The following is a 24,828-nucleotide window of genomic DNA, read 5'->3' on the forward strand; positions in this document are numbered from 1 at the left end:
CCCCGCAAGCAGCACAGACGCAGGACAAGCGCTGCGCGAGCACATAACAAGCAAGCAAACGCTGCAGCAAGAGACGCAAAGCAATTCGCTTCAGGAGAATAGTCATGTCTAGCATCGGACACGATGTAGCTGGAGGGCACGGCCACGTGCACGGCGACCACGGGCACGCCACGCCTCACGGCTGGCGCCGCTGGCTGCTGGCGACGAACCACAAGGACATCGGGACGCTGTATCTCATCTTCTCGTTCGTGATGTTCCTTTCGGGCGGCGTCATGGCGCTCGCCATTCGTGCGGAGCTGTTCGAACCGGGCATGCAGATCATGCGCCCCGAGTTCTTCAACCAGCTCACCACGATGCACGGTCTCATCATGGTGTTCGGCGCGATCATGCCGGCGTTCGTGGGCTTCGCGAACTGGATGGTGCCCTTGCAGATCGGCGCCTCGGACATGGCCTTCGCGCGCATGAACAACTTCAGCTTCTGGCTGCTGCCCGCCGCCGCGTGCCTGCTGGTGGGCTCGTTCTTCGCGCCGGGCGGCGCCACCGCCGCGGGCTGGACGCTCTACGCGCCGCTCTCCACACAGATGGGCCCCGGCATGGACTTCGCGATCTTCGCGGTGCACATCATGGGCGCCTCGTCGATCATGGGCGGCATCAACATCGTCGTGACGATCCTGAACATGCGTGCGCCGGGCATGACGCTCATGAAGATGCCGATGTTCGCGTGGACCTGGCTCATCACCGCCTACCTGCTGATCGCCGTGATGCCGGTGCTCGCGGGCGCGATCACGATGCTGCTGTTCGACCGCCACTTCGGCACGAGCTTCTTCAACCCGGCCGGCGGCGGCGACCCGGTCATGTACCAGCACATCTTCTGGTTCTTCGGGCACCCCGAGGTCTACATCATGATCTTGCCGGCGTTCGGGATCGTTTCGCAGGTGATTCCGGCGTTCTCGCGCAAGCCGCTGTTCGGCTATAGCTCGATGGTGTACGCCACGGCGTCGATCGCGATTCTCTCGTTCATGGTCTGGGCGCACCACATGTTCGCCACGGGCATGCCGGTCACGGGCCAGTTGTTCTTCATGTACGCGACCATGCTGATCGCGGTGCCCACGGGCGTGAAGGTGTTCAACTGGGTCGCCACGATGTGGCGCGGCTCGCTCACGTTTGAGACGCCGATGCTGTGGGCCGTGGGCTTCCTGATCGTATTCACGTTCGGCGGTCTCTCGGGCCTCATGCTCGCCATGGCGCCGCTCGACATCCAGTACCACGGCACTTACTTCGTGGTGGCGCACTTCCACTACGTGCTGGTGGCGGGATCATTATTCGCGTTGTTCTCAGGGTGGTACTACTGGTCTCCAAAATGGACCGGCTGGATGTACAACGAGACGCGCGGCAAGATCCACTTCTGGTGCTCGCTCATCTTCTTCAACCTCGCGTTCCTGCCGATGCACTTCGTCGGCCTCGCCGGGATGCCGCGCCGCTATGCCGACTATCCGGCCCAGTTCACCGACTGGAACCAGGTCATCACGATCGGCGCCTTCGGCTTCGGCCTCTCGCAGGTGTACTTCCTGTTCGCGGTGGCGCTGCCCGCGTATCGCGGCGGCGGCGAACTCGAAAAAGCCGGCGACAAGCCGTGGGACGGTGCAACGGGCCTCGAGTGGACCGTGCCGAGCCCGGCGCCGTTCCATACGTTCGAAAATCCGCCGACGGTCGAATAAGCCGTTGGCCCGAAGCGTCCGGCCGCGCGCGCAGTGTCCATGCAACGCACACGCAGCGCAGCGCGCCGGATGCAAACGAACCCCGCGGTTTTCATCGACGCACGCACGAGGAACATTTCACGATGCGCATCACGATCGAAGGAGAGGCCGCGGCCAGCCGCGCTGCAAGCATGACCCGCGATCCACAACAACGACGCACGCCTGCGGAAATTCGCGCGGGCAACCGGCGAATCGGCCTCATTCTGCTCGCCGTGGTCGCCGCGTTTTTTCTGGCCGGCGTCATCAAGCAGGTGTATTTCGCCGGCCACTGACGCGCAGGCGTTTGCCGGAAGACCGTTCGAGGAAGTCCGATGTCCACGCATGCCCGTAGCGATCGCGCGTTCAACCGGTCGATGCTCATCAAGCTCGTCGTCGTGGCGGTATTGATGTTCGGCTTCGGCTTCGCGCTGATCCCGATGTATCGCGCGATCTGCCAGGTCACCGGCATCAACAACCTGGTGCAGCGCGACGCCACCGAGCGCGAGGCGCGCAACACGCAGGTGGACATGACGCGCACGATCTCGGTTGAGCTCGACGCGAACGCGCGCGGACTGCTGGGCTTCAAGCCGGAGCAGTCGAGCATCGACGTGCATCCTGGCGAAGTCATGACGGTGATGTACGACATTTCGAATAACGAAGGACGCACGATCGACGCGCAGGCCATTCCGAGCTACGCGCCGAAGCAGGCAACGGAGTATTTCCGCAAGATCGAGTGCTTCTGCTTCACGCAGCAGACCTTGAAGGCGAACGAGACGAAGCGCATTCCGGTGGTGTTCGTGATCGACCCGAAGCTGCCGAAGGACGTGAAGACGATCACGCTGTCGTACACGTTCTTCGAGCTCAACAAGCCGGGCGTGCCGCCGCCGCCGAAGCAGTCGGCCGGGGCGTGATGTTCGTGCGGCAAGTGCGGGAAGCAGCGAAGGGACACGGAGGCGACGGGGCATGAGTCACGAAGGCGGCGGCACGGGACCGGCGAAGCAGAAGAAGGGCGGCTTCCTTCAGGTGGTGAAGGCCGTGGCGTGGTCGTTCCTTGGTGTGCGCAAGCGCGCCGACCTCGAATCCGACGCCGCGCAGCTGCACCCGGTGCAGTTGATCATCGCGGGCATCATCGGCGCGGTGCTGTTCATCGTCGTGCTGCTGTTGATCGTGCACGCGGTGGTGGGATGAGGGCGCGCGCGCCGCGGCGTGTGCGAAGCAGTGAATAACGAGGACGAACTCGAGCAAAAGCAGCCGGCGGTGTCCGGTGCAACTGGAAATTGGAGAAACAGGCATGAGCGGCCAAAACGATAGCCCGTACTACTTCGTACCGCACCCATCGCGGCATCCGATCAGCGCGGCCATTGGCCTTCTGGTCATGCTCGCCTCGCTGGCGTCGTGGATCAACGGCGATTCGTGGGCGCCGATCGGCGTCGCCATCGGTCTGCTGTGGCTGCTCTTCACGCTCTGGCACTGGTTCGGCGACGCCATCGCCGAGTCCGAGGGCGGCATGTACGGCAAGCGTGTCGACGTGTCGTACCGGTGGAGCATGAGCTGGTTCATCTTCTCCGAGGTGATGTTCTTTGGAGCGTTTTTCGGCGCGCTGTTCTACGCGCGCGCGATCGCCCTGCATCAACTCGGCAGCCTCGACTACAAGCTGATCTGGCCGGACTTCTCCGCTGTGTGGCCGAACACCGGTCCTGCGGCGCTGGTTTCGCACTTCCGTTCCATGACGCCGTGGCCCGTGCCGACCATCAACACGGCGCTGCTGCTCTCCTCGGGCGCGACGCTCACGGTCTCGCACCATGCGCTGCGCGACAATCATCGCTCGAAGGCCATCGCCTGGCTCGCGGCCACGATCGTGCTGGGCGTGTGCTTTCTCTTCCTGCAAGCGTTCGAGTACATCCACGCGTACGGCGAACTGAACCTCACGCTCGCTTCGGGTATCTACGGTTCGACGTTCTTCCTGCTCACGGGCTTTCACGGCTTCCACGTGTTCCTGGGCGGCACGATGCTCACGGTGGTGCTGGTCCGGATGATTCGCGGGCACTTCACCGCCGAACATCACTTCGCCTTCGAAGGCGCCGCCTGGTACTGGCACTTCGTCGACGTGGTGTGGCTCGGTCTTTACATCGTCGTGTACTGGTTGTGACGCGCGCCGCGCCGCGCGCATGCAGCGGCGCAAGAGCGGAAAATGAAACAAGGCGCCGCCCGACGTAGTCGGCGCGGCGCCTTGTGTTTTGCGCGGTGCGGGGTTCGCCTGGGCTTCGTTCCGGCTTCGGTTTGGCTTCGCTTCGGCGCGGCGTTCAGCGACCGTAAGGAATCCCGGTGGACTGGATCCAGCCCATCCAGTGCGCGAACAGGATGAAGAGAAAGAGCGAGATGGAAAGGCCCACGCGCGTGGCGAGCGACCAGACCATTCGCTTGGTGCGGCCCCGGTCGTGCATCATGAAATAGAGCGCGGAGATCATGCTCGCGATGATCAGCGCGAACGCAACGGGGACCAGTATGTGCATGAAGTTCACGGAATTTGGCATGCCTGAAAACGCCTGTCTCATTATGGCACTGGCTCGCGCAGCGCGGGGTTCGATCACCGGTATGTTCCGCATCGGACGTGCCCAATGAAAATCCGGCTCGTTCCCGCTCTGCTCATCCTGATCGTGATGGCCGTGACGATCCGGCTCGGCTTCTGGCAACGCGACCGCGCGCATCAAAAGGAAGCGTTGCAGGCGCAGATCACGCAGTACGCGACGTCGACCCCGCAAGCGGTGGGCGCGGCCCCGCTCGCGTTGAAGGACATCGAATTTCATCGCGTGAGCGCGAAGGGCACGTTCTTGCCCGAGCGTGTGGTGTATCTCGACAATCGTCCCTATAACGACCAGCCGGGCTTTTATGTCGTGATGCCGCTTAAACTCGAAGGCGGCGGTTACGTGCTCGTGAATCGCGGCTGGCTGCCGCGCAACATCGCGGACCGCACGGCGATCGCGCCCTACGAAACGCCGCCGGGGCCGGTCGAAGTCGTGGGCATCGCGCGTGCGACCGCGACGCAGGCATTCGAACTCGGTGCGGGCGGCTCTGCACCGCATCAGAAGATACGGCAGAATCTCGGCGTCGCTTCCTACGCAGCGGAAACCGGATTGCCGCTGCAACCATTCGTGATCCAGCAAACCGGCTTCGTGCCGGGCTTCAAGGACGGGCTCGTGCGCGACTGGCCGGTGCCGGACACCGATGTCGAGCGTAACTACGGCTATATGCTCCAGTGGTGGGGCATGGCGCTCGCGGCGCTCGGTTTCGGGGTTTACGCGGCCCGCAAGGCTGCGGCAAAAGAGCGCACCGAAGGTGCGACCAGACGCCAGGCCGGCAGCAACGGCAGCGCGAAGGATGCCTGATGATCTGTCCGACGAATCAATGTCATCCAGACATCGTCCGGACATCGGCGCGGCGCATGCAGCACATGGACAACTGAAAGCGACAGAAGCGAGGTTCCCCGAGAGTGTCGACGCAATCCCCCCGTTCCGCCCAGGTCGCGCAGCCGGCCGCCCCGCAAGCCCAGGCCGCGCGGCGGCGTGGCCGCTGGACGCTGCTCCTCATCGTGCTGATCTGCGGCGCGCCCATCGCGATCTCCTATTTCACGTACTACGTGATCAAGCCGAAGGGCGGCACGACGAGCTATGGCGCGCTCATCGAACCGCAGCGGCCCATTCCCGGCGCGCTGCTGGTGACGGGCGACGACGGTCATGAAGTGCCGCTGGGCTCGCTCAAGGGCCGCTGGCTGATGATCTCGGTGAATGGCGGCGCCTGCGACGAAGCCTGTGCGAAGAAGCTCTATTTCATGCGCCAGGTGCGCGCGACGCAGGGGCCTGAGCGCGAACGCATCGTCACCGTATGGCTGCGCACCGACGACGCAAGCGTGCCCGAGAAAGTGAAGGGCGCGTATGCCGACACACGCATGCTGCGCGTCGATCCCGCGGCGGTTGCCGCGTGGCTGCCCGCCACCGATACGACGAAAGACACCGACCACATTTACCTCGTCGATCCGAACGGCAACCTGATGATGCGGTTCCCCGCGAACCCCGATCCGTCGAAAATCAAACAAGACGTGACTAAGCTCCTCAAGTGGTCGCGCATCGGTTAAGGTGCGCAGCGCGAATCTGACAGAAAAGAGTAATCGAGATGTTTATCCTGGAGCTGGGCCTGATCGGCCTGTGCGTCGCGTTGCTGCCGCTGTCGTGGGTCTGGGTGAAGGCCGACGACGACAAGTTTCGCAAGCTCGTGTGGCTCACGACCTTCATGACGCTCGACCTCGTGATGTTCGGCGGCTTCACGCGCTTGACCGACTCGGGCCTCGGCTGCCCCGACTGGCCGGGCTGCTACGGCACGTCGTCGCCGTTCATCGCGCACGTGCAGATCGCCGCCGCGCATCTGGCCATGCCGAGCGGACCCGTGAGCATGACGAAAGCATGGATCGAGATGATCCATCGCTATTTCGCCATGGCCATCGGTGTCCTGATCATTGCGCAGATGGCGATTGCCTGGCGCGCGCGCATCAAGCGCCTGCCGCTGCACGTTTCGCCGTGGTGGCCCACCGCGCTGCTCGGCCTGATCGTCGTGCAGGGCGTGTTCGGCGCGTGGACGGTCACGATGAAACTGCAACCCGTCATCGTGACCACGCACTTGCTGCTGGGCCTCACGCTGCTCGGTTCGCTCGCGTGGCTCGGCGCACGCATGACGCCGCTGCCCGCGTTCGAGCCCGACGCCGCGCGTTGGCGCGTGGCCGCGCTCGCGGCGCTCGTGCTGCTCGTCGTGCAGATCGCGCTGGGCGGCTGGGTCAGCACGAACTATGCGGTGCTCGCCTGCACCGACTTTCCGACCTGCAACGGCGCATGGATTCCGCCGATGGATTTCCATCACGGCTTTCACCTCTGGCGCGCGCTCGGCATGGACGCCAACGGCGACGTGATCACGCAGGACGCCCTCGTTGCGATTCACTGGACACACCGCACGTTCGCGTTCATCGTGATCGCTTATCTGGTATGGTTCGCCCTCAAGTTGCGACGCTATGCCTCGCTCCGGCGTCCGGCAAACTGGGTCATCATCGTGATCGCGCTCCAGTTTCTGACAGGACTATCTAACATCGTGTTGCAATGGCCGCTGCCTGTGGCGGTGGCGCACAACGGTGGCGCGGCGATCCTGCTGCTTTTGCTCGTCGTGCTAAACTTTCGAATTGCTTGTAGCCGCCCCGGCCGCGCCGTTCTCCCTGCGCGCGACACCGCTGCGGTGTGATCCCGCCCTATGGAAAGTACAACCCTCCCTCAATCGCCCGGCAGCCGGATTTCGCAATATCTTGCGCTGACCAAGCCGCGCGTGACTCAACTGGCCGTGTTTTGCGCGGTCATCGGCATGTTCCTCGCCGTGCCGGGCATGGTGCCCTGGCAGCAACTGATCGGCGGCACCGTCGGCATCTGGCTCACGGCCGGCGCGGCTTTCGCGATCAACTGTCTGGTCGAGCAAAAAGTCGATGCGCGCATGCGTCGCACTGCCTGGCGTCCTTCGGCGCGTGGCGAGATCACGAGCACGCAAATCCTGATCTTCTCCATGGTGATCGGCGGCATTGGGATGTGGGTGCTGTACACCTTCACCAATCCGCTCACCATGTGGCTCACGGTCGCGACCTTCATCGGCTACGCGATCATCTACACGCTGCTGCTCAAGCCGGCCACGCCACAGAACATCGTGATCGGCGGCGCCTCGGGCGCCATGCCGCCCGCGCTCGGCTGGGCGGCCGTCACGGGTCACGTGCCCGGCGACGCCTGGATTCTCGTGCTGATCATCTTCGTGTGGACGCCGCCGCACTTCTGGGCGCTCGCGCTCTATCGCCGCAAGGACTACGAAAACGCCGGCCTGCCGATGCTGCCCAACACGCACGGCGAGAAGTACACGCGTCTGCATATCCTGCTCTACACCGTGATCCTGTTCGCGGTCACGCTGATGCCCTATATCTCGGGCATGAGCGGCGTGCTGTATCTGGCCTCGGCCGTGTTGCTCGGTGCGGTGTTCCTCGCCTACGCGTGGAAGATCTATGTCGAGTACTCCGACGCACTCGCCCGCAGGACTTTCCGCTATTCGATCATCTACCTCTCGTTGCTGTTCGTAGCGTTGCTCGTCGATCACTACGTGCATGCGCTCATCGCGGCGTAACGCTATGGCCCATCGCACGCTAGCGCGCCTCGTGCGCGCCACGGTTGTCGCGCTTGCCGCTGCCGGTGCGCTGGGCGGCACTCTGGTTCTGGAAGGCTGCGGCCAGCAGCCGCCTTCGTTCTCGAATCTCGATATCACCGGCAACACGCAGTTCGGCAAGGACTTCTCGCTGCCCGACTCGAACGGCAAGACGCGCACGCTCGCCGACTTCAAGGACAAGGTGGTCGTGCTGTTCTTCGGCTACACGCACTGCCCGGACGTTTGCCCGACCACCATGGCCGAGCTTTCGCAGGCGCTCGAACAACTGGGACCCGATGCCGCGAAACGCGTGCAGGTGGTGTTCGTGAGCGTCGATCCCGATCGTGACAGCGCGCAGATCCTGGGCCAGTACGTGGCCGCGTTCAATCCGACCTTCATCGCGCTGCGCCCCGCCAACGAGGAGCAGCTCAAGCAGGTGACCAAGGACTTCCGCGTGTACTACGCGAAGGTGCCCGGCACGACGCCCGACAGCTACACGATGGACCACACCGCCGCGAGCTACGTGTTCGACACGACCGGCAAGCTGCGCCTCTTCGCGCGCGACGGGCAGGGCGTCACGCCCTGGCTGCACGATCTGAAGATCCTCCTCGGCTCCAATCCGGACTGAAGTCCGTCTGAGGCCCGACTGAAGCCCGCCCTGGCGCTCATGCGTCACGGTGCGCGCTTCAGCGTCGCGCCGGCATACCGGTATGCGAATTCTTTATTTCGCGCGGCCTGGCCCATATGAGACCATTTATATTGTCCGACCGGCGGCACACGATGCCGCCGTACCGGAGAGACAACAAAACCACGCAGGAACATCACCTCCATGCAGCGCAGAAATCTGATTAAAGCACTCCTCGCCGGCGTTGCCGCGACCACCCTCGCGGCCAGCTTCGGCGCCCGCGCCGACGACCAGGTCATCAAGGTCGGCACCGTTTCGGGTCCGGACGCGCAAGTCTGGGCCGTCGTCCAGAAGGTCGCCAAGCGCGAAGGCCTGAACGTCAAGGTCATCGAATTCAACGACTACGTGCAGCCGAACGCCGCGCTCGACGCCGGCGACCTCAACGCCAACAGCTTCCAGCACCAGCCGTACCTCGACAGCCAGGTCAAGCAGCGCGGCTACAAGCTCGTGAGCGTGGGCACCACCTACATCTCGCCGATCGGCGTGTACTCGAAGAAGCTCAAGTCGGTGAACGACCTGCCGCAAGGCGCGAAGGTCGCGGTGCCGAACGATCCGTCGAACGAGAACCGCGCGTTCCTGCTGCTGCAATCGAAGGGCGTGATCAAGCTGCGCGCGGGCGCCGGCACGAACGGCAGCAACGCGACGCCGCTCGACGTGGCCGAGAACCCGAAGAAGATCAAGTTCGTCGAGCTGGACGCCGCGCAACTGCCGCGCTCGCTCGCCGACGTCGACGCCGGCGTGATCAACACGAACTACGCGCTCGCCGCCGGTCTCCAGCCGACCAAGGATGCGATCGCGCTGGAAGACATCCACAGCCCGTACGCGAACGTGATCGCCGTGCGCACCCAGGACAAGGACAAGCCGTGGGTGAAGAAGCTGGTTGCCGCATACCAGTCGGAAGACGTGCGCCAGTTCATGAAGAGCGAATTCAAGGGCGCGATGGTCCCGTCGTTCTAAGCGATATTCGAGTTGCGGTCCGCGTCCGATCGACGCGGCAACCCGCTGGCAGCACCCGAACGCCGTGGCGAAAGCCACGGCGTTTTTTGTTGGGTGCACGCCGGGTCGGAATCGATCAGAAATGGGCGGCGCAACGCGTCATTTTGATGGTGATCAATTGAGACGCTAGGGGATCGCCTGGACGCGCGCTATCTTTCCCACGGAAGTCAGACCGTTGGTCCTATGGCGGTACTGCGTTGGGCTATCGGCGGTCCCCTGTGTAATGCCAATCTGGTCCTGATGAGGAGTCCACTGAGGGACTTCCAGGGTAAATCCTGGTACCGGACGGGCTGCGCGCTGAGCCTTATGTGTTCATGTAAGCATTTGATTTTTATCGATAATTTTTGTCTTGGCTCGGTGTGCTGCTGCGTGTTGACTGGTCTTATTGTGGTTATATAATGGGCTCGCTTTCGCACCGGACCTGTCTGCGCCGCCATGCGGCCCGTCCAACCGTCCGGCCATCCCACGATCTGTCCAACCGCTGGCGCCAAGTCCATGGAAACCCGTTGGTCTGCCCTGATGCCCGATGCGCGCAATGTGACGCCGCTCTATTTGCAGCTGGCGCGCAACCTTGCCACGGCCATCCACTGCGGCGTGTGGTCGGCTGGCGAGGCGCTGCCATCGGAGCGCACGCTGTCGGACGCCATCGGCGTGTCGCGCATCACCGCGCGCAAGGCGATCGAGTTGCTTGTCGAGCAGGGCCTGATCCGGCGCGCGCGCGGCGCGGGCAGCTTCATCACGCCGCGTGTGGAAGATCCGCTGTCACGCCTCACCGGTTTCACGAAAAAGATGGAACAGCGCGGCTTCACGGCCGATTCGGTGTGGCTCGAGCGCGAAGTGCGCCCGGCGCACCGCGAAGAGATCGTGCAGCTCGGGCTTTCACCGGTCTCGTCGGTGGCGAGCCTGCGCCGGCTGCGCCGCGCGGACGGCATCGTGATGGCCGTCGAGCATTCGGCGCTGCCGGCCTCGATCGTGCCGGACCCGCAGGCCATCGAAGGCTCGCTCTACGCGTACCTGGAGCAGCGCCGCGTGCCCGTGGTGCGCGCCTTGCAGCACTTTCGCGCGGTCAATGCGACGGGCGAGATCGCCGCGCTGATGGACGTGGAGCCGCGCGCGGCGCTGCTCGTCATCACGCGCGTGGGCTTTTCCGCCGATCAGCGCGCCATCGAGCTGACCGATACCTATTGCCGCGACGGCTATTACGACTTCGTTGCGGAGCTGCGCCAGTGAGCGCCGCCCGCGGGAACGGAACGCCGCCGTTATCTCTCTCATGCACGTCACCGAAACGTCCTACCGCGCATTGAAGCGCCTTATCGGAAGAATCTCATGCTGAGCGGAAACATACTCACCCCTGACGGCTGGATCAACGGCTCCCTGTCGTTCGAGAACGGACGCATCACCGCGATCACGGGCGTGGCCGCCGATCCCGCGAAGAACGACGCGCCCTACATCCTGCCGGGCTTCATCGACCTGCACGTGCACGGCGGCGGCGGCGCCGATGTGATGGAGGCGGGCGACGCGATCGAAACCATTGCGCGCACCCACGCGCGTTACGGCACGACGAGCCTGCTCGCCACCACCATGACCGCGCCGCGCGACGAACTGATGAACGTGGTCGCCGGGCTCGGCGACGTCACGCGCAACCGCACGCCGGGGGGCGCGCGCGTGCTGGGCGTGCACCTCGAAGGGCCGTACATCAACCCCGGCAAGCTCGGCGCGCAACCCGACGCGGCGGTTTCGGCCGTGCTCGACGAAGTGCTCAAGTACCTGTCGATCGCGCCCATTCGCGTGGTGACCGTGGCGCCCGAGATTGCGGGCCATATCGAGATCATCGGCGAGATGGCGGCGCGCGGCGTGCGCGTGCAGCTCGGCCATTCGCTCGCGACCTACGACGACGCCGTGGCAGCGCTCAAGCACGGCGCTTGCGGCTTCACGCACCTTTTCAACGCGATGTCGCCGCTGCATCATCGCAACCCGGGCGTGGTGGGCGCCGCGCTTGCGCATGCCGAGTACGCCGAGATCATTCCCGACCTGCTGCACGTGCATCCGGGCGCGATCCGCGCCGCGCTGCGCGCCATTCCGCGACTTTATGTGGTGACCGACAGCACCTCGGCCACCGGCATGCCCGACGGCGAATACCGCCTCGGCAGCCAGCACGTGACGAAGTGCCTGGGCGGCGTGCGCCTCGCCGACGGCACGCTCGCGGGCAGCACCCTCACCATGGACCAGGCGTTGCGCAACCTCGTCTCGATCGGCCTGCCGATCGCCGATGTGTCCGCACGCCTGTCGCGCTATGCCGCCGATTACCTCGGCATCGAAGACCGTGGCCGCCTCAAGCGCGGCGCATGGGCCGATGTCAACGTGTTCGACCGCGAGCTGGCGCTCACCGCGACCTACGTCGAAGGAGAATCGATTGTCGAATATGCTTAAGGAAGCGCTGGCCTCGGCCGGCGTCGTCGCCGCGCAACTGGCGGACACCTCGCGCGTCGAGGCGCTCGCCCGCGCGCTGGAAGCCGAGCCGCGCCACGTCGCGCTCACCGTCGCGCGCGGCAGTTCGGACCACGCGGCGAGCTATTTCGCTGCGCTCACCATGAGCCGTATCGGCGTGCCGGTGGCCACGCTGCCGATGTCGATCGCCACGCTCCAGCAGGCGCCCTTACGCGTGCGCGGCCAGTTTGCCCTAGCTTTCTCCCAATCGGGTAGGAGTCCTGATCTCGTTGCGACGATCAAGGCGCTGCGCGAAGCGGGCGCGTTGACGGCGGCGATGGTCAACGTGGCGGGCTCGCCGCTCGCCGAGGCCGCTGGCACGGAGCTGCCGCTCCTCGCGGGGCCGGAGTTGAGCGTGGCGGCCACCAAGAGCTATATCGCGATGCTCGCGATGGCCGCGCAACTCGTGGGCTTCTGGCAGCGCGACACCGCGTTTCTCGCCGCCGTGCGCGCGCTGCCCGACGCGCTCGATCGCGCGGGCACGCTCGACTGGTCGAAGGCCGTCGATGAGTTGCGCGACGTCAAGCAAATGATCGTGATCGGACGCGGCCCGGGCCTGGCCATTGCGCAGGAAGCGGCGCTCAAGCTCAAGGAAACGTCGGGTATCCAGGCCGAGGCGTTTTCGAGCGCCGAAGTGCGGCATGGCCCGATGGAGCTGATCGATCGCGATTACCCGCTGCTGGTGTTCGCGCCGCGCGGGCCGGAGCAGGCGGGCCTGATCGAGTTCGCGCGCGACATGGAAAAGCGCGGTGCGCGCGTGCTGCTCGCTGCGCCCGCCGATGTGCCCGGCGCGGCACTGCCGCTGGAGACGGCCGCCGACGCGGCGCTCGACCCCATCGCGGCCATTCTGTCGTTCTACGTGATGGCGGCGGGACTTGCCGCCGCGCGCGGCCGCAACCCCGACGAGCCGCGCTACCTGAACAAAGTCACCGAAACCCACTAGATTGGAAAGCGAATGGAACGCATCGAGGAGTCTCGCCTGATGGATCCGCATACTCGCGTAGAGGGGCAGATCGTACTGGTCTCGCCGCTCACCGGGCCGGTCGTGCCGCTTGTGTCGGTGCCTGATCCGGTGTTCTCGGAAGGCCTGTTCGGCGACGGCATTGGCGTCGATCCGCTCGTCGGCAGTGTGGTCGCACCGTGCGACGGGATCGTTGTCCATCTCGCGCGCACCAGCCACGCGGTCACGCTGCAAACGGCCGAAGGCGCGCAGGTGCTCGTGCATGTCGGCATCGACACCGTCGAGCTGAACGGCAAGGGTTTCACGCCGAAGGTCGCGCAGGGCGCGCAGGTGTGCCGGGGCGACACGCTGATCGATTTCGATCTCGATGTGGTGGCGTGCAATGCGCCGAGCCTCGTCTCGGTCGTTGCGATCGCCAATTCGGACGCCTTCGAAGTGATCGATCGCGCAGGCGCCGGCCACGTCGAAGCGGGCAAGAGCGCACTGCTCGTGCTGCGCCCGCGTGACGGCGCACAGATCGCCCCGGCCCACGAACTGGTTGCGAACGAAGTGCGCCGCAGCATCACGCTCACGCATGCGGGCGGCCTCCATGCGCGTCCGGCGGCGCGAGCGCGCGAAGCCGTGCGCGGCATCGACGCGCGCGTGGAAGTCCGCTTTGGCGAGCGCAAGGCGGCTATCGAAAGCGTCGTGGGCCTGCTGGCCCTTGGCGCGGGCGAGGGCGCGACCATCGAACTCGTCGGAATCGGCAACGAGGCGCTGCGCGCCGTGGACGCCGTGGCGAACGAACTCCTGCGTGAAGCGCCCGGCGAGGGCGGCGAAGCGCCGGCGCGGCAGCACTCGCCCGCGCCCGTGACACAGCAAGCCGCGGCCGCGGCGTCGTCCGCCGAGCCGGGTGTGCTCGCGGGCGTATGCGCGGCGCCGGGCGTCGCGGTCGGCAAGCTGGTGCGCTGGGACGAAGCCGAACTCACGCCGCCCGAACTCGCGAGCGGCAGCTCGGCCGCGGAAAGCCGCCTGCTGGACAAGGCCATCGCCGAGGTGGACGCCGAGCTGAACCAGAGCGTGCGCACCGCTTCGCAGCGCGGCGCGATCGGCGAGGCGGGCATCTTCACGATGCACCGCGTGCTGCTCGAAGACCCGACGCTCGTGGACGCCGCGCGCGACGCGATCAGCCTCGGCAAGAGCGCGGGCTACGCATGGCGCGAAGCGATTCGCGCGCAGATCGCCGTGCTCGGCAAGGTGGACGATCCGCTGCTCGCGGAGCGCGCCGCCGATCTGCGCGACCTCGAAAAGCGCGTGCTGCGCGCGCTCGGACTCTCGAACACGGCCGCGCGCACGCTACCCGAAGAAGCCGTGCTTGCCGCCGAGGAATTCACGCCTTCCGATCTCGCCACGCTCGACCGCAAGCGCGTGACGGCGCTCGTGATGTCGCGCGGCGGCGCGACCTCGCACGCGGCGATCATCGCGCGCCAGGCCGGCATTCCGGCGATCGTCGCGCTTGGCGACGCGCTCCTTGCGGTGGCAGAGGGCACGGAAGTGGTCGTCGATGCCGGCGCAGGCCGCTTCGCCTATACGCCGAGCGCGCTCGATGTCGAGCGTGCGCGCAGCGAGAAGCAGCGCCTTGCGGGCGTGCGTGAAGCGAACCGCCGCACCTCGCACGAAGCGGCGAGCACGCGCGACGGTCACGCGGTCGAAGTCGCGGCGAACATCGCCACGCTGGAAGACGCCGCGACGGCGGTGGAAAACGGCGCGGACGCCGTGGGTCTGCTGCGCACGGAGCTGCTGTTCATCCATCGCCAGGCTGCGCCGACGGTGGAGGAACATCGTCAGAGCTACCAGGCCATTACCGACGCGCTGGCGGGCCGCACCGCCATCATCCGCACGCTCGATGTGGGCGCGGACAAGGAAGTCGACTATCTGACGCTGCCGCCCGAACCGAACCCGGCGCTGGGCCTGCGCGGCATTCGCCTCGCGCAGGTGCGCCCCGACCTGCTCGACGACCAGTTGCGCGGCCTTCTCGCCGTGAAGCCGGCGGGCAAGGTACGCATCCTGCTGCCGATGGTGACCGACGTGGGCGAACTCGTGCGCTTGCGCGAGCGCATCGACGTGTTCGCACGCGAAGCGGGCCGCACCGAGCCGATCGAAGTAGGCGTGATGATCGAGGTGCCCTCGGCCGCATTGCTCGCCGACCAGCTCGCGCGCCACGCCGATTTCCTCTCGATCGGCACGAACGACCTCACGCAGTACACGCTCGCGATGGACCGCTGCCAGCCCGATCTCGCGGCGCAGGCCGATGGCTTGCACCCGGCCGTGCTGCGCCTCGTGGCGGCGACGGTCGAAGGCGCACGCAAACACGGCAAGTGGGTGGGCGTGTGCGGCGCGCTGGCGGGCGATCCGCTCGCGGCACCGCTGCTCGTCGGCCTTGGCGTGAGCGAGCTTTCCGTCGATCCGGTTTCCGTGCCGTCGATCAAGGCGCGCGTGCGCAAGCTCGACTACAGCGAATGTCGCCAGCGTGCGCAGGACGCGCTCGCGCTCGAATCGGCGCAAGCCGTGCGCGCCGCGAGCCGCGAAAGTTGGCCGCTCGATTGATCGTTCGGTTGATCATTCGGTCGATCGTTCGGTCGATTGTTTGATCGAGGGTTCGATCGAGTTTCTCTATTCACCACGCTTTAAGTAATCCTTAAAAAATACGCCGGCGTGCGCAGCGATCGCGCGCCGGCTTCTCTCACCCACGTACGTCACGCAAGAGACAGGGACTGGAGGCAGTTCAATGGATGGCAATCCGTTTCTCAAGATACAAAGCCTCGGCCGCGCGCTGATGCTTCCGATCGCAGTGCTGCCGGTCGCCGGCATCCTGCTTCGTTTCGGCCAGGCCGACATGTTCAACATCAAGATCATCGCCGACGCGGGCGGCGCGATCTTCGATAACCTGCCGTTGCTTTTCGCGATCGGCATCGCGGTGGGCTTCGCGAAGGAAAACAACGGCGTCGCGGCGCTCGCGGGCGCGCTGGGCTATCTGGTCCAGACCGCCGTGATGAAGGACATCAACGACAAGCTCAACATGGGCGTGTTGTCGGGCGTGGTCGCCGGCGTCGTTGCGGGCATGCTGTACAACCGCTTCAAGGACATCAAGCTGCCCGAGTTCCTTGCGTTCTTCGGCGGCAAACGATTCGTGCCCATTGTCACCGGGCTCGCGTGCCTCGTGCTGGGCATCGTGTTCGGCTATGTGTGGGGACCGGTGCAGGGCGTGATCGACACGGCCGGTCACTGGCTCACCACGGCGGGCGCGATCGGCACGTTCGTGTACGGCTTGCTCAACCGCTTGCTGCTCGTCACGGGGCTGCATCACATCCTCAACTCGCTCGTGTGGTTCGTGTTCGGCTCGTTCACGCCGGCGGCCGGCGGCGCGGCGGTGACGGGCGACCTGCACCGCTTCTTCGCGGGCGACCCCACGGCGGGCAGCTTCATGGCGGGCTTTTTCCCGGTGATGATGTTCGGTCTGCCGGCCGCGTGTCTCGCAATGCTGCACGAGGCGCCGAAGGAAAAGCGCGCGATGGTGGCGGGCCTGCTGATGTCGATGGCGCTCACCTCGTTCCTCACGGGCGTGACCGAGCCGATCGAATTCACGTTCATGTTCCTTGCACCCGTGCTCTACGCGATCCACGCGGTGCTCACGGGGTTGTCGCTCGCAATCTGCTCGCTGCTCGGCATCAAGCTCGGCTTCACGTTCTCGGCGGGCGCGATCGACTATGTGCTGAACTATGGGCTCTCCACGCACGGCTGGTATGCGATTCCGCTGGGCGTGGCCTATGCGGTCGTGTACTACGCGCTGTTCCGCTTTTTCATCCGCCGCTTCAACCTGCCCACGCCGGGCCGTGAAGCATCGGCGGGCGACACGGCCATTGCTTCGTCGATGTCGGGTGTCGCCGCTGCGGCCACGTCGCTCACGCGCGCGGCTCGCTATATCGACGCACTTGGCGGCGCGGCCAACCTGAAGGTGGTCGATGCCTGCACGACGCGTTTGCGTCTCTCGGTGGCCGATCCCGCGCATGTCTCGGAACCGGCATTGAAGGCGATCGGCGCGCGCGGCGTGCTCAAGCGCGGCGGTGAAAGCGTGCAGGTCATCATCGGACCGGAAGCGGACATCATCGCCGATGAAATCCGCAGCGAAATCGCGCGGGGTGGTGCGGGCGCGGCGAAGGCACCGGCGGCGCAGCCCGCGGCTCAGGCAACGCAAGCGACTGCGAGTGCGCCTGCAATCACGAGTGCGCCTTCGGCGCAGGGCCCGCTCGATCCGAATCCGTCGCGCTGGCTGGCGGTGTTCGGCGGCGCGGCGAACATCGTCTCGCTCGACGCGGTGGCGGCCACGCGCCTGCGCGTGATCGTGCGCGACCCGGCGGCGGTTGAGCGTGCGAAGCTGGGCGCGCTCGACGTGGCCTGGGTATCGACGGATACGCTGCACATCGTGGTGGGCGAAGCGGCGGCGCGTTACGCGCGCGAACTGGCGCTCCAGACTGCCTGATCGATTCGCGCACGCGAATGAAAAAACGCCGTGGTGTAGCGCCACGGCGTTTTTGCTTTTGGGGCCGCTAAAAACGCGTCGTACGCCTCAATAAAGCGTGTGCTCATTCTCCTTGATCGTGCTGGCGGTGATTTTGCCGCGCATCACGCGATAGACCCAGGCGGTGTAGCCGAGCACGATCGGCAGGAAGATGATGACGGCCACGAGCATGATTTCGAGTGTGGTCTGGCTCGAAGTCGCGTCCCAGACCGTGAGGCTCGAACGCGGGTCGAGCGACGAGGGCATGATGAACGGGAACATTGAGAAGCCCGCCGTGAGGATCACGCCGACGATCTGGAGCGATGTGCACACGAACGTGAGCCGCTCGAAGCGCGAGAGCGCGAGCCCAAATGCGAGCGCGCCGCCAAGCAGGCCCGCGATCGGCGCGAGCGCCGTCAACGGATAGAGCCCGTAGTTCGAAAGCCAGAGGCCCGGTCCCGCTTCGACGGTCTTCAGCAGCGGATTGGCCACGCCGTCGAATGGCGCGGGCGAAGTGATCGTATAGCCGCTGATGAGCGTCGCCACGAGCGCGCCCGCCACGACGAACAGGACAACGGTCAGGCCCGAGAAGATCCGGATCGCCTTCGCGGCGCGCATGGCGACGACGCCGTCGGACTTCATCTTCACGAACGCCGCGCCGTGCGCGGTGAGCATGCAAAGGCTCACGAGTCCGCAGATCAGTGCGAAGGGATTGAGGAGTCCGAAGAAGCTGCCGTGATACGTCACGCGCAGATCCGTGTCGTAGACGAATGGCACGCCTTGCAGCAGGTTGCCGAACGCCACGCCGAACACGAGCGCCGGCACGAAGCCGCCGATGAAGAGGCCGCAGTCCCAGCCCTGGCGCCATCTCACGTCCACGCGCTTGCCCCGGTAGTCGAAGCCCACGGGCCGGAAGAACAGTGAGAAGAGCACGAGCAGCATCGCGAAGTAGAAGCCGGAGAACGAGGCCGCGTAGGCGAGCGGCCAGGCGGCGAACATGGCTCCGCCCGCCGTGATGAACCAGACCTGGTTGCCTTCCCACGTCGCGCCAACCGTGTTGATGACGATTCGGCGTTCCTCATCGGTCTTGCCGATGAAGGGCAGCAGCACCGCCGCGCCCATGTCGAAGCCGTCGGTGAGCGCGAAGCCGATCAGCAGCACGCCGATCAGCGCCCACCAGATCAGCTTGAGAGTTGCATAGTCCATGGCGTGAGTCCTCTATGGCGCTCAAGCGACGCTGCCGCCGCGTGTCACCGCCGCGGCCGGAGCCTGCTCGTGGAAGTAGCGTCCCGTGTGCAGCGACGAAGGGCCGAGGCGCGCGTACTTGAACATCAGCGTGATCTCGATGATGAAGAGCAGCGTGTAGAAGATCACGAAGCCCGCGATGCTCAGGATCACGTCGCCGGGCGCAAGGCTCGACGCCGAAAGGCGCGTGGGCAGCACTTCGGCGATGGTCCACGGCTGGCGGCCCAGTTCCGCGACGACCCAGCCGAACTCGGCGGCGAGCCAGGGCAGCGGAATCGCCACCAGGGCCCAGCGCAGGAACCAGCGGCGGTTGTCCTTGAGCAGCGAGCGCTGCGCGCAGAACCCGAAGGCGAGCACGAAGGTCACGAGAAAGAGAAGGCCGAGGCCCACCATCACGCGAAACGACCAGAACACGGGCGCAACCGGCGGGATCGCCGTTCGCGACGCGGCCCTGACCTGCGCGGAAGTCGCGTCGACCACGTTCGGCGTGAACCGCTTCAAGAGCAGCCCGTAGCCGAGGTCGGCCTTGTGCGCTTCGAACACGTCGCGCGTCTGGGTGTCGTCGGTGCCTTCTTTCATCTTTTGCAGCGCGGCGTAGGCCAGCATGCCGTTGCGGATGCGCACTTCGGCGCGGCCCATCAGGTCCTTCAGGCCGATGACGGGCGTGTCGATCGAGCGCGTGGCGATGATGCCCATGAGCCAGGGAATGCGGATCGCGTAGTCGGTGCGTTCCTCTTTCTGGTTGGGCAGGCCGAACAGCGTGAAGGGCGCGGGCGCGGGCGCGGTGTCCCATTCGGCCTCGATGGCGGCGAGCTTGACCTGCTGCACCTCGCCGTCGGTGTAGCCCGATTCGTCGCCGAGGATCAGCACGCATAGCGTGGAGGCGAGGCCAAAGCCCGCGGCGATGGCGAACGAGCGCAGCGCGAACTCCACGTCGCGGCGGCGCAGCAGGTACCACGACGAGATGCCGAGCACGAACATCGAGGCCGTCACGTAGCCGGCCGAAACCGTGTGCACGAACTTCACCTGTGCGACGGGATTGAAGATCACCTCGAACAGGCTGGTGAGCTCCATGCGCATGGTCTCGTAGTTGAACGCCGCGCCCACGGGGTTCTGCATCCAGCCGTTGGCGATGAGAATCCACAGCGCCGAGAGGTTCGAGCCGAGCGCGACGAGAAACGTGGTGAACAGGTGCGCGCCTTTCGACAGGCGATTCCAGCCGAAGAAGAACAGGCCGACGAAGGTCGATTCGAGGAAGAAGGCCGCGAGCCCCTCCACGGCGAGCGGCACGCCGAAGATATCGCCCACGTAGTGCGAGTAGTAGGACCAGTTGGTGCCGAACTGGAACTCCATGGTGAGGCCGGTGGTGACGCCCATCGCGAAGTTGATGGCGAAGAGCTTGCCCCAGAACAGCGTCATGTCCTTGTAGATCACCTTGCCGGTCATCACGTAGACGGACTCCATGATGACGAGCAGCCACGACAGGCCAAGCGTGAGCGGCACGAACAGGAAGTGGTAAAGCGCGGTGATGGCGAACTGAAGCCGCGAAAGATCCACTGTTTCAATCGTGGGCATGGCGCTCTCCTTGCGGATTTCCTCGTTGCGTTCCTTGTTGCGATGGCGACGCCGGCGGCGCGGCCGTGGGCGGCATGGGCACGGAGAGAATGGCCTGCGCCACGGCGGCAGGCGCCATGCGCATATCTTCGGCCTGCGGGTGATTGAAGAACGCGTATTTGAGCGCGAGCAGCAGCACGAGCTTGATGGCGAGGACGAGGACGATGTCGCGCGCGAACGTGGGGCCGCGGGTCCACTGGACGATCCGCGCGCGCAGCGGGAGCGCCGCGCGGGGGCGTTGACCGGATGCAGAGATCATGACGACGGTTGCCCTTGAGCGCGTTGTCAGGCCAGACCGCCGCGCGGCCTGGGGCTCATCACCTCGAAATCATCTTAGGGTGGAATCAGCGCGGCCGGTGCGAAGGTGTGCAGCGGGCTGACGGGCGCGAGGGCGCGCAGGGGCGTAAGCAGTGTGCAGGAGCGTGCAAAAGAAAAAGCCCCGTTCGCGGGAACGGGGCTTTCGGTACGGCTTCCGGGCTGACGCTTACGCGTAGTCGGCAAGCGCGGTGCGCATCTTCTTCATGGCGCTCGCCTCGATCTGGCGAATGCGCTCGGCCGACACGCCGAACTCGTCGGCCAGCTCGTGCAGGGTCGAACCGCCCGAGCCGTCGTCGGCGACGTTCAGCCAGCGCGCCTCGATGATGCGGCGGCTGCGTGCGTCGAGCGCTTCCAGCGCGCTCGCGATGCCGTCGGACTGAAGGCGGTCGCGCGAACGGGCGGCCAGCACGGCGCTCGGCTCGCTATGCGAGTCGGCGAGCCAGGCGATCGGGGCGTACGACTCCTCGCCGTCTTCCGTCTGGCCTTCGAGCGCGATGTCGGCGCCCGAGAGACGCGTTTCCATCTCCACGACTTCTTCGCGCTTCACGTTCAGTTCCTGCGCGAGGCCGTCGATCTCCTCCGGCGTGAACGATTGCAGGCCCTGCTTGTGGCTGCGCAGGTTGAAGAACAACTTGCGCTGCGCCTTGGTCGTGGCGACCTTCACCATGCGCCAGTTGCGCAGGATGTACTCGTGAATTTCAGCCTTGATCCAGTGCATCGCGTACGACACGAGGCGCACGTTCTGCTCGGGGTCGAAGCGCTTCACAGCCTTCATCAGGCCGATGTTGCCTTCCTGGATCAGATCGGCATGCGGCAAGCCGTAGCCGAGGTAATTGCGCGCGATCGACACCACGAGGCGCAGGTGCGACAGCACCAGACGGCGCGCGCCCTCGAGGTTGTTTTGCTCGCGAAACTCAGTCGCGAACTGGCGCTCTTCTTGCGGCGTCAACATCGGGATCCGGTTCACGGCCTGGATGTAGGCGTCGATGTTGCCCAACTGACCGGGCAGCAGGGAAGCGTTCGCGAGCGCCAGTGAACCCCCGGCCTTGGCCGACGACGGGCTCAGCGTATTCGGAAGGGTCATGGTCATTGCGTTGCTCACGTAGCGAACTCCTTAGGAATCTTGCAAAAGTCAGACTGCGACTCCACGGTGGATGTTAGCACTCTGAATCACCGAGTGCTAATACTTGGAGTCTGTAGGGGCTTCAAGGTTCCTTGATTCCTATCGAAATGGTTGTATCGATAGATTACACCAAAATCGCGGCGGGCAAGTGGGACGGGGCTTGCGGCCCGGCGCGGGTCCGCGCATGGGGCGGGCCGAAGGAACACTCTAGATCGGGACAGCAGTCCGGCGCGAGCGCGCGGAGAAATAAGGGTTGGAATCAACGACCTTGGTGGGCGGCGTTGCGCCCGGACTTTGCCACGGAATCTGACTAATAGACATCGGACAAAGCCGAAAGTGCTGCGCTGCGACAATGGAGCGCGGCCGGCAAGGGTGGGCCGGTTCGGCGGGTGGCGTACGCCTCACATATGGGGATGTCACTTTTGATCGCAAGTATCCACGCGTCAAATCCTGGTATAAATTTCAGCCAGGCGCATGCAGAAAATCTTCGGCGTGGGTCTGCGTGGAGCGCGCGGACCGGCGCGCAAGGGGCTCGAGCGATGGCGGCAAAAGTAATCGATGCGATTCGCGGTCTGGAGCGCGAGCGCTTTCGCGCGATGGTGGACGGCGACGGCACGTCGCTGGACCAGTTGCTCGCCGATAACGCGACGTTCATCCATACGAACGGCAAACGCGAGACCAAGCAACAGTTCATCGACGCGATCACGGCGGGCCGCCGACGCTACCGGCAAATCGAGATCCAGTCGCAGGACGTGCTGCCCGTGGGCAACGAAGCCTGTGTGATCTCCGGGCGCGTGCTGATCGAGATGGAAGCGAACAACGGCGCACTGCTCTTTCCGATTGCCTACACGGCGATCCAGACGCAAGAGGGTGGTCACTGGCGTCTGCTCGCGTGGCAAGCGACACGTTGCGCGATCGAGTGATGACCGGTCAGTCCACTCGCTGAAGCGCCGGTTAGGCGTTTCAGGCGCACGCCGGCGGCCCGTTTTGCCGCCAGCGCTCAACGGCGCTGCATCTGTCCTGCTGAACTGCAAACTTTCTCCGGCTGCCTCAGGCCGCCGCGCGTCGATCTACCTGTGGCCAGGCCGCGCGATTCACCGCGCTCACGATAGCGGCGATGCTTGCATGGGCTGCGTCGTCGGCCACGCCCACGCCGTGGCGCACTGACTGGCCGCCCACGCGCGTCCCGACGAACACGACGGTGCCGCCCTGTGCTGTGCGCGCGGTCTCGAACGACGTGATTTCGATGCTTTCACCGGCCACCTGGGCAATCGCCGCGGCAACGGCCCCGGCGTGGGCTTCGTCCACGCTCGCCGCCGCCGGCACGGCCACGTCGCGGCCTTCCCAGCGCACGCGGCCCGCGCCGATATGCGCCGCCGGTCCTTGTGTTTCGAAGTACTCACGCGCGAAAAGCGCGCAAATCGAATCGCCCGTGATTTCCTCGCCCGACGTATCGGCCACCGTCTGCACGGCGTGGCTGAACTCGATCTGCACGCGGCGCGGCGGCGTGAAGCCCATGCCGCGCTCGAGCAGATATGTCGCGCCGCCCTTGCCCGACTGGCTGTTCACGCGGATCACGGCGTCATAGCTGCGGCCGAGATCGGCGGGATCGATCGGAAGATAGGGCACTTCCCAGATCGCGTCGGGCTGCTGCTGCGCGAGGCCCTTGCGGATCGCGTCCTGGTGCGAGCCCGAGAACGCCGTGAACACGAGGTCGCCCGCGTACGGATGACGCGGATGCACGGGCAACTGGTTGCAGCGCTCGACCACGCGGCGCACGGCGTCGATGTCGGAGAAGTCGAGGCCCGGATCGATGCCCTGGGTGTAGAGGTTCATCGCGAGCGTGACGAGGTCCACGTTGCCGGTGCGCTCGCCATTGCCGAACAGGCAGCCTTCGATACGGTCCGCGCCCGCGAGCAGCGCCATTTCGGCGGCGGCGACCGCCGTGCCGCGGTCATTGTGCGGGTGCACCGAGAGGACGATGCTGTCGCGGTAGGCGAGATTGCGGTCCATCCACTCGATCTGGTCGGCGTAGACGTTCGGCATTGCCGCTTCGACGGTCGCCGGGAGATTCACGATCATCTTGTGATCGCGCGTCGGGCGCCACGTCTGGGCCACCGCATCGCAGACTTCGCGCGCGAAGGTCAGCTCGGTCATGCTGAAGGTTTCGGGGGAATACTGGTAAATCCAGTGCGTTTGCGGATTTTTATCGGCATGTTCACGGATGATGCGCGTGCCTTCGACCGCGAGCGCCTTGACCTCATCCTTCGACTGCCCGAACACGATCTTGCGGAACGACGGGCAGATCGCGTTGTAGAGGTGGACGATCGCGCGCGGCACGCCCTGGAGCGCCTCGAAGGTGCGCGCAATCAACTCTTCGCGCGACTGCACGAGCACTTCGATCGTCACGTCTTCCGGAATGCGCTTTTCGTCGATCAGCTTGCGCACGAAATCGAAGTCGGTCTGCGAAGCGGACGGAAAGCCGACTTCGATTTCCTTGAAGCCGATCGCCACGAGCATCTCGAAGAACTCGGTCTTCTGCTCGATGCTCATGGGTTCGATGAGCGACTGGTTGCCGTCGCGCAGGTCGGTGCTCATCCAGATCGGCGCGCGTCCGACGGTACGCGTTGGCCATTTGCGGCCGTTCAAGCGGATGGCGGGAAAGGGGCGGTACTTCTCGGCGGGATTACGCAACATGACGAGCCTCGTTCTTCATGATGTCGTTTGCGATGGCGGTCGGCAGCGGGCGGCTGGCGGGCTGACGACGGAGCACGATGCGCGAAACTTCACGCGTACGGGCGGCAACCTCGGACGCGAAGAAGACGGCCACGGTGACGGCGGTAGCCGGCGCGGCGAAACTGGACGTGAACGATGCCCATGCAACGTGCATTTTGACCTCGCGACTCGTCCGAA

23 protein-coding genes are annotated in these 24,828 nt (G+C 65.3%); 17 read left to right on the forward strand and 6 right to left on the reverse strand.

Annotated features, from left to right (window positions below; all coding sequences use genetic code 11):
- Positions 1 to 104 precede the first annotated feature (104 nt).
- The 5 genes from ctaD (at position 105) to C7402_RS02645 (ending at position 3,885) form a co-directional block, all read left to right on the forward strand.
- Complete coding sequence (ctaD, locus tag C7402_RS02625; RefSeq protein ID WP_112172076.1) at positions 105 to 1,718, forward strand: cytochrome c oxidase subunit I; 1,614 nt, start codon at positions 105 to 107, stop codon at positions 1,716 to 1,718.
- A gap of 170 nt (positions 1,719 to 1,888) precedes the next feature.
- Positions 1,889 to 2,029 (forward strand): cytochrome oxidase small assembly protein, encoded by a 141-nt coding sequence (locus C7402_RS02630; RefSeq protein ID WP_208948884.1) that lies wholly within the window; start codon positions 1,889 to 1,891, stop codon positions 2,027 to 2,029.
- A 39-nt stretch (positions 2,030 to 2,068) separates the two neighbouring features.
- Positions 2,069 to 2,647: a cytochrome c oxidase assembly protein gene (locus tag C7402_RS02635; RefSeq protein ID WP_116609523.1), complete on the forward strand. Its 579-nt coding sequence runs from the start codon at positions 2,069 to 2,071 to the stop codon at positions 2,645 to 2,647.
- A 52-nt stretch (positions 2,648 to 2,699) separates the two neighbouring features.
- On the forward strand, positions 2,700 to 2,924 hold the full coding sequence (locus C7402_RS02640) for a DUF2970 domain-containing protein (RefSeq protein WP_116609524.1): 225 nt from the start codon (positions 2,700 to 2,702) through the stop codon (positions 2,922 to 2,924).
- 103 nt (positions 2,925 to 3,027) lie between these two features.
- On the forward strand, positions 3,028 to 3,885 hold the full coding sequence (locus C7402_RS02645; RefSeq protein WP_112172072.1) for a cytochrome c oxidase subunit 3: 858 nt from the start codon (positions 3,028 to 3,030) through the stop codon (positions 3,883 to 3,885).
- A gap of 154 nt (positions 3,886 to 4,039) precedes the next feature.
- On the opposite strand, the gene C7402_RS02650 is transcribed toward C7402_RS02645, so the two are convergent.
- Positions 4,040 to 4,249: a twin transmembrane helix small protein gene (locus C7402_RS02650; protein WP_028201826.1), complete on the reverse strand. Its 210-nt coding sequence runs from the start codon at positions 4,247 to 4,249 to the stop codon at positions 4,040 to 4,042.
- Between the two features lie 105 nt (positions 4,250 to 4,354).
- Between C7402_RS02650 and C7402_RS02655 the strand changes: the two genes are divergently transcribed.
- The 11 genes from C7402_RS02655 to nagE all read left to right on the forward strand — a co-directional run bounded on the left by C7402_RS02655 (position 4,355) and on the right by nagE (position 17,597).
- On the forward strand, positions 4,355 to 5,122 hold the full coding sequence (locus tag C7402_RS02655; protein WP_116609525.1) for an SURF1 family protein: 768 nt from the start codon (positions 4,355 to 4,357) through the stop codon (positions 5,120 to 5,122).
- 104 nt (positions 5,123 to 5,226) lie between these two features.
- The gene (locus C7402_RS02660; protein ID WP_116609526.1) at positions 5,227 to 5,868 is read left to right on the forward strand and encodes an SCO family protein; all 642 of its coding nucleotides are present in this window, start codon (positions 5,227 to 5,229) and stop codon (positions 5,866 to 5,868) included.
- 38 nt (positions 5,869 to 5,906) lie between these two features.
- Positions 5,907 to 7,016, forward strand: a complete 1,110-nt coding sequence (locus C7402_RS02665; RefSeq protein ID WP_112172069.1) for a COX15/CtaA family protein — start codon at positions 5,907 to 5,909, stop codon at positions 7,014 to 7,016.
- A gap of 9 nt (positions 7,017 to 7,025) precedes the next feature.
- Complete coding sequence (gene cyoE / locus C7402_RS02670; RefSeq protein ID WP_112172068.1) at positions 7,026 to 7,931, forward strand: heme o synthase; 906 nt, start codon at positions 7,026 to 7,028, stop codon at positions 7,929 to 7,931.
- 4 nt (positions 7,932 to 7,935) lie between these two features.
- Complete coding sequence (locus C7402_RS02675) at positions 7,936 to 8,577, forward strand: SCO family protein (protein ID WP_112172067.1); 642 nt, start codon at positions 7,936 to 7,938, stop codon at positions 8,575 to 8,577.
- A 201-nt stretch (positions 8,578 to 8,778) separates the two neighbouring features.
- Positions 8,779 to 9,591, forward strand: coding sequence for a MetQ/NlpA family ABC transporter substrate-binding protein (locus C7402_RS02680; protein ID WP_116609527.1), 813 nt, complete (start codon positions 8,779 to 8,781; stop codon positions 9,589 to 9,591).
- Positions 9,592 to 10,125: 534 nt separating this feature from the next.
- A complete protein-coding gene (locus C7402_RS02685) occupies positions 10,126 to 10,860 on the forward strand; it encodes a GntR family transcriptional regulator (protein ID WP_112172065.1) in 735 nt (244 codons plus the stop codon).
- Between the two features lie 96 nt (positions 10,861 to 10,956).
- Positions 10,957 to 12,060 carry an N-acetylglucosamine-6-phosphate deacetylase gene (nagA, locus tag C7402_RS02690; RefSeq protein ID WP_112172064.1) on the forward strand — a complete coding sequence of 368 codons (1,104 nt, stop codon included), beginning with the start codon at positions 10,957 to 10,959 and terminating at the stop codon, positions 12,058 to 12,060.
- The gene (locus C7402_RS02695; protein ID WP_116609528.1) at positions 12,053 to 13,060 is read left to right on the forward strand and encodes an SIS domain-containing protein; all 1,008 of its coding nucleotides are present in this window, start codon (positions 12,053 to 12,055) and stop codon (positions 13,058 to 13,060) included. The genes nagA and C7402_RS02695 overlap by 8 nt, the downstream gene beginning before the upstream one ends.
- Positions 13,061 to 13,072: 12 nt before the next feature.
- On the forward strand, positions 13,073 to 15,664 hold the full coding sequence (gene ptsP, locus C7402_RS02700) for a phosphoenolpyruvate--protein phosphotransferase (protein ID WP_116609529.1): 2,592 nt from the start codon (positions 13,073 to 13,075) through the stop codon (positions 15,662 to 15,664).
- A 181-nt stretch (positions 15,665 to 15,845) separates the two neighbouring features.
- Positions 15,846 to 17,597, forward strand: coding sequence for an N-acetylglucosamine-specific PTS transporter subunit IIBC (nagE, locus tag C7402_RS02705; protein ID WP_116609530.1), 1,752 nt, complete (start codon positions 15,846 to 15,848; stop codon positions 17,595 to 17,597).
- Between the two features lie 87 nt (positions 17,598 to 17,684).
- On the opposite strand, the gene cydB is transcribed toward nagE, so the two are convergent.
- The 4 genes from cydB to rpoH form a co-directional block, all read right to left on the reverse strand.
- Positions 17,685 to 18,821 carry a cytochrome d ubiquinol oxidase subunit II gene (cydB, locus tag C7402_RS02710; protein WP_116609531.1) on the reverse strand — a complete coding sequence of 379 codons (1,137 nt, stop codon included), beginning with the start codon at positions 18,819 to 18,821 and terminating at the stop codon, positions 17,685 to 17,687.
- 21 nt (positions 18,822 to 18,842) lie between these two features.
- Entirely contained in the window at positions 18,843 to 20,435 is a 1,593-nt protein-coding gene (locus C7402_RS02715) for a cytochrome ubiquinol oxidase subunit I (RefSeq protein ID WP_112172059.1), read from the reverse strand.
- Positions 20,422 to 20,733, reverse strand: a complete 312-nt coding sequence (cydP, locus tag C7402_RS02720; protein ID WP_244314721.1) for a cytochrome oxidase putative small subunit CydP — start codon at positions 20,731 to 20,733, stop codon at positions 20,422 to 20,424. The genes C7402_RS02715 and cydP overlap by 14 nt, the downstream gene beginning before the upstream one ends.
- Before the next feature lie 225 nt (positions 20,734 to 20,958).
- Entirely contained in the window at positions 20,959 to 21,894 is a 936-nt protein-coding gene (rpoH, locus tag C7402_RS02725; RefSeq protein WP_112172058.1) for an RNA polymerase sigma factor RpoH, read from the reverse strand.
- Positions 21,895 to 22,454: 560 nt separating this feature from the next.
- Between rpoH and C7402_RS02730 the strand changes: the two genes are divergently transcribed.
- Positions 22,455 to 22,838 (forward strand): nuclear transport factor 2 family protein, encoded by a 384-nt coding sequence (locus tag C7402_RS02730; protein ID WP_112172057.1) that lies wholly within the window; start codon positions 22,455 to 22,457, stop codon positions 22,836 to 22,838.
- Positions 22,839 to 22,965: 127 nt separating this feature from the next.
- Here C7402_RS02730 and leuA read toward each other — a convergent pair whose 3' ends face one another.
- Positions 22,966 to 24,612 (reverse strand): 2-isopropylmalate synthase, encoded by a 1,647-nt coding sequence (gene leuA, locus C7402_RS02735; protein WP_116609532.1) that lies wholly within the window; start codon positions 24,610 to 24,612, stop codon positions 22,966 to 22,968.
- Between the last annotated feature and the right edge of the window lie 216 nt (positions 24,613 to 24,828).

Origin of the sequence: Paraburkholderia unamae (assembly GCF_003096875.1) — a bacterium.
Lineage (GTDB): Bacteria > Pseudomonadota > Gammaproteobacteria > Burkholderiales > Burkholderiaceae > Paraburkholderia > Paraburkholderia unamae.

Excerpts from the sequence above, each read along its gene's own strand:
- ctaD (WP_112172076.1), top strand. The coding sequence starts at position 105 with ATGTCTAGCATCGGACACGATGTAGCTGGAGGGCACGGCCACGTGCAC.
- C7402_RS02630 (WP_208948884.1), top strand. The coding sequence starts at position 1,889 with ATGACCCGCGATCCACAACAACGACGCACGCCTGCGGAAATTCGCGCG.
- C7402_RS02635 (WP_116609523.1), top strand. The coding sequence starts at position 2,069 with ATGTCCACGCATGCCCGTAGCGATCGCGCGTTCAACCGGTCGATGCTC.
- C7402_RS02640 (WP_116609524.1), top strand. The coding sequence starts at position 2,700 with ATGAGTCACGAAGGCGGCGGCACGGGACCGGCGAAGCAGAAGAAGGGC.
- C7402_RS02645 (WP_112172072.1), top strand. The coding sequence starts at position 3,028 with ATGAGCGGCCAAAACGATAGCCCGTACTACTTCGTACCGCACCCATCG.
- C7402_RS02650 (WP_028201826.1), bottom strand. The coding sequence starts at position 4,249 with ATGCACATACTGGTCCCCGTTGCGTTCGCGCTGATCATCGCGAGCATG.
- C7402_RS02655 (WP_116609525.1), top strand. The coding sequence starts at position 4,355 with ATGAAAATCCGGCTCGTTCCCGCTCTGCTCATCCTGATCGTGATGGCC.
- C7402_RS02665 (WP_112172069.1), top strand. The coding sequence starts at position 5,907 with ATGTTTATCCTGGAGCTGGGCCTGATCGGCCTGTGCGTCGCGTTGCTG.
- cyoE (WP_112172068.1), top strand. The coding sequence starts at position 7,026 with ATGGAAAGTACAACCCTCCCTCAATCGCCCGGCAGCCGGATTTCGCAA.
- C7402_RS02675 (WP_112172067.1), top strand. The coding sequence starts at position 7,936 with ATGGCCCATCGCACGCTAGCGCGCCTCGTGCGCGCCACGGTTGTCGCG.
- C7402_RS02680 (WP_116609527.1), top strand. The coding sequence starts at position 8,779 with ATGCAGCGCAGAAATCTGATTAAAGCACTCCTCGCCGGCGTTGCCGCG.
- C7402_RS02685 (WP_112172065.1), top strand. The coding sequence starts at position 10,126 with ATGGAAACCCGTTGGTCTGCCCTGATGCCCGATGCGCGCAATGTGACG.
- nagA (WP_112172064.1), top strand. The coding sequence starts at position 10,957 with ATGCTGAGCGGAAACATACTCACCCCTGACGGCTGGATCAACGGCTCC.
- C7402_RS02695 (WP_116609528.1), top strand. The coding sequence starts at position 12,053 with ATGCTTAAGGAAGCGCTGGCCTCGGCCGGCGTCGTCGCCGCGCAACTG.
- ptsP (WP_116609529.1), top strand. The coding sequence starts at position 13,073 with ATGGAACGCATCGAGGAGTCTCGCCTGATGGATCCGCATACTCGCGTA.
- nagE (WP_116609530.1), top strand. The coding sequence starts at position 15,846 with ATGGATGGCAATCCGTTTCTCAAGATACAAAGCCTCGGCCGCGCGCTG.
- cydB (WP_116609531.1), bottom strand. The coding sequence starts at position 18,821 with ATGGACTATGCAACTCTCAAGCTGATCTGGTGGGCGCTGATCGGCGTG.
- C7402_RS02715 (WP_112172059.1), bottom strand. The coding sequence starts at position 20,435 with ATGCCCACGATTGAAACAGTGGATCTTTCGCGGCTTCAGTTCGCCATC.
- cydP (WP_244314721.1), bottom strand. The coding sequence starts at position 20,733 with ATGATCTCTGCATCCGGTCAACGCCCCCGCGCGGCGCTCCCGCTGCGC.
- C7402_RS02730 (WP_112172057.1), top strand. The coding sequence starts at position 22,455 with ATGGCGGCAAAAGTAATCGATGCGATTCGCGGTCTGGAGCGCGAGCGC.
- leuA (WP_116609532.1), bottom strand. The coding sequence starts at position 24,612 with ATGTTGCGTAATCCCGCCGAGAAGTACCGCCCCTTTCCCGCCATCCGC.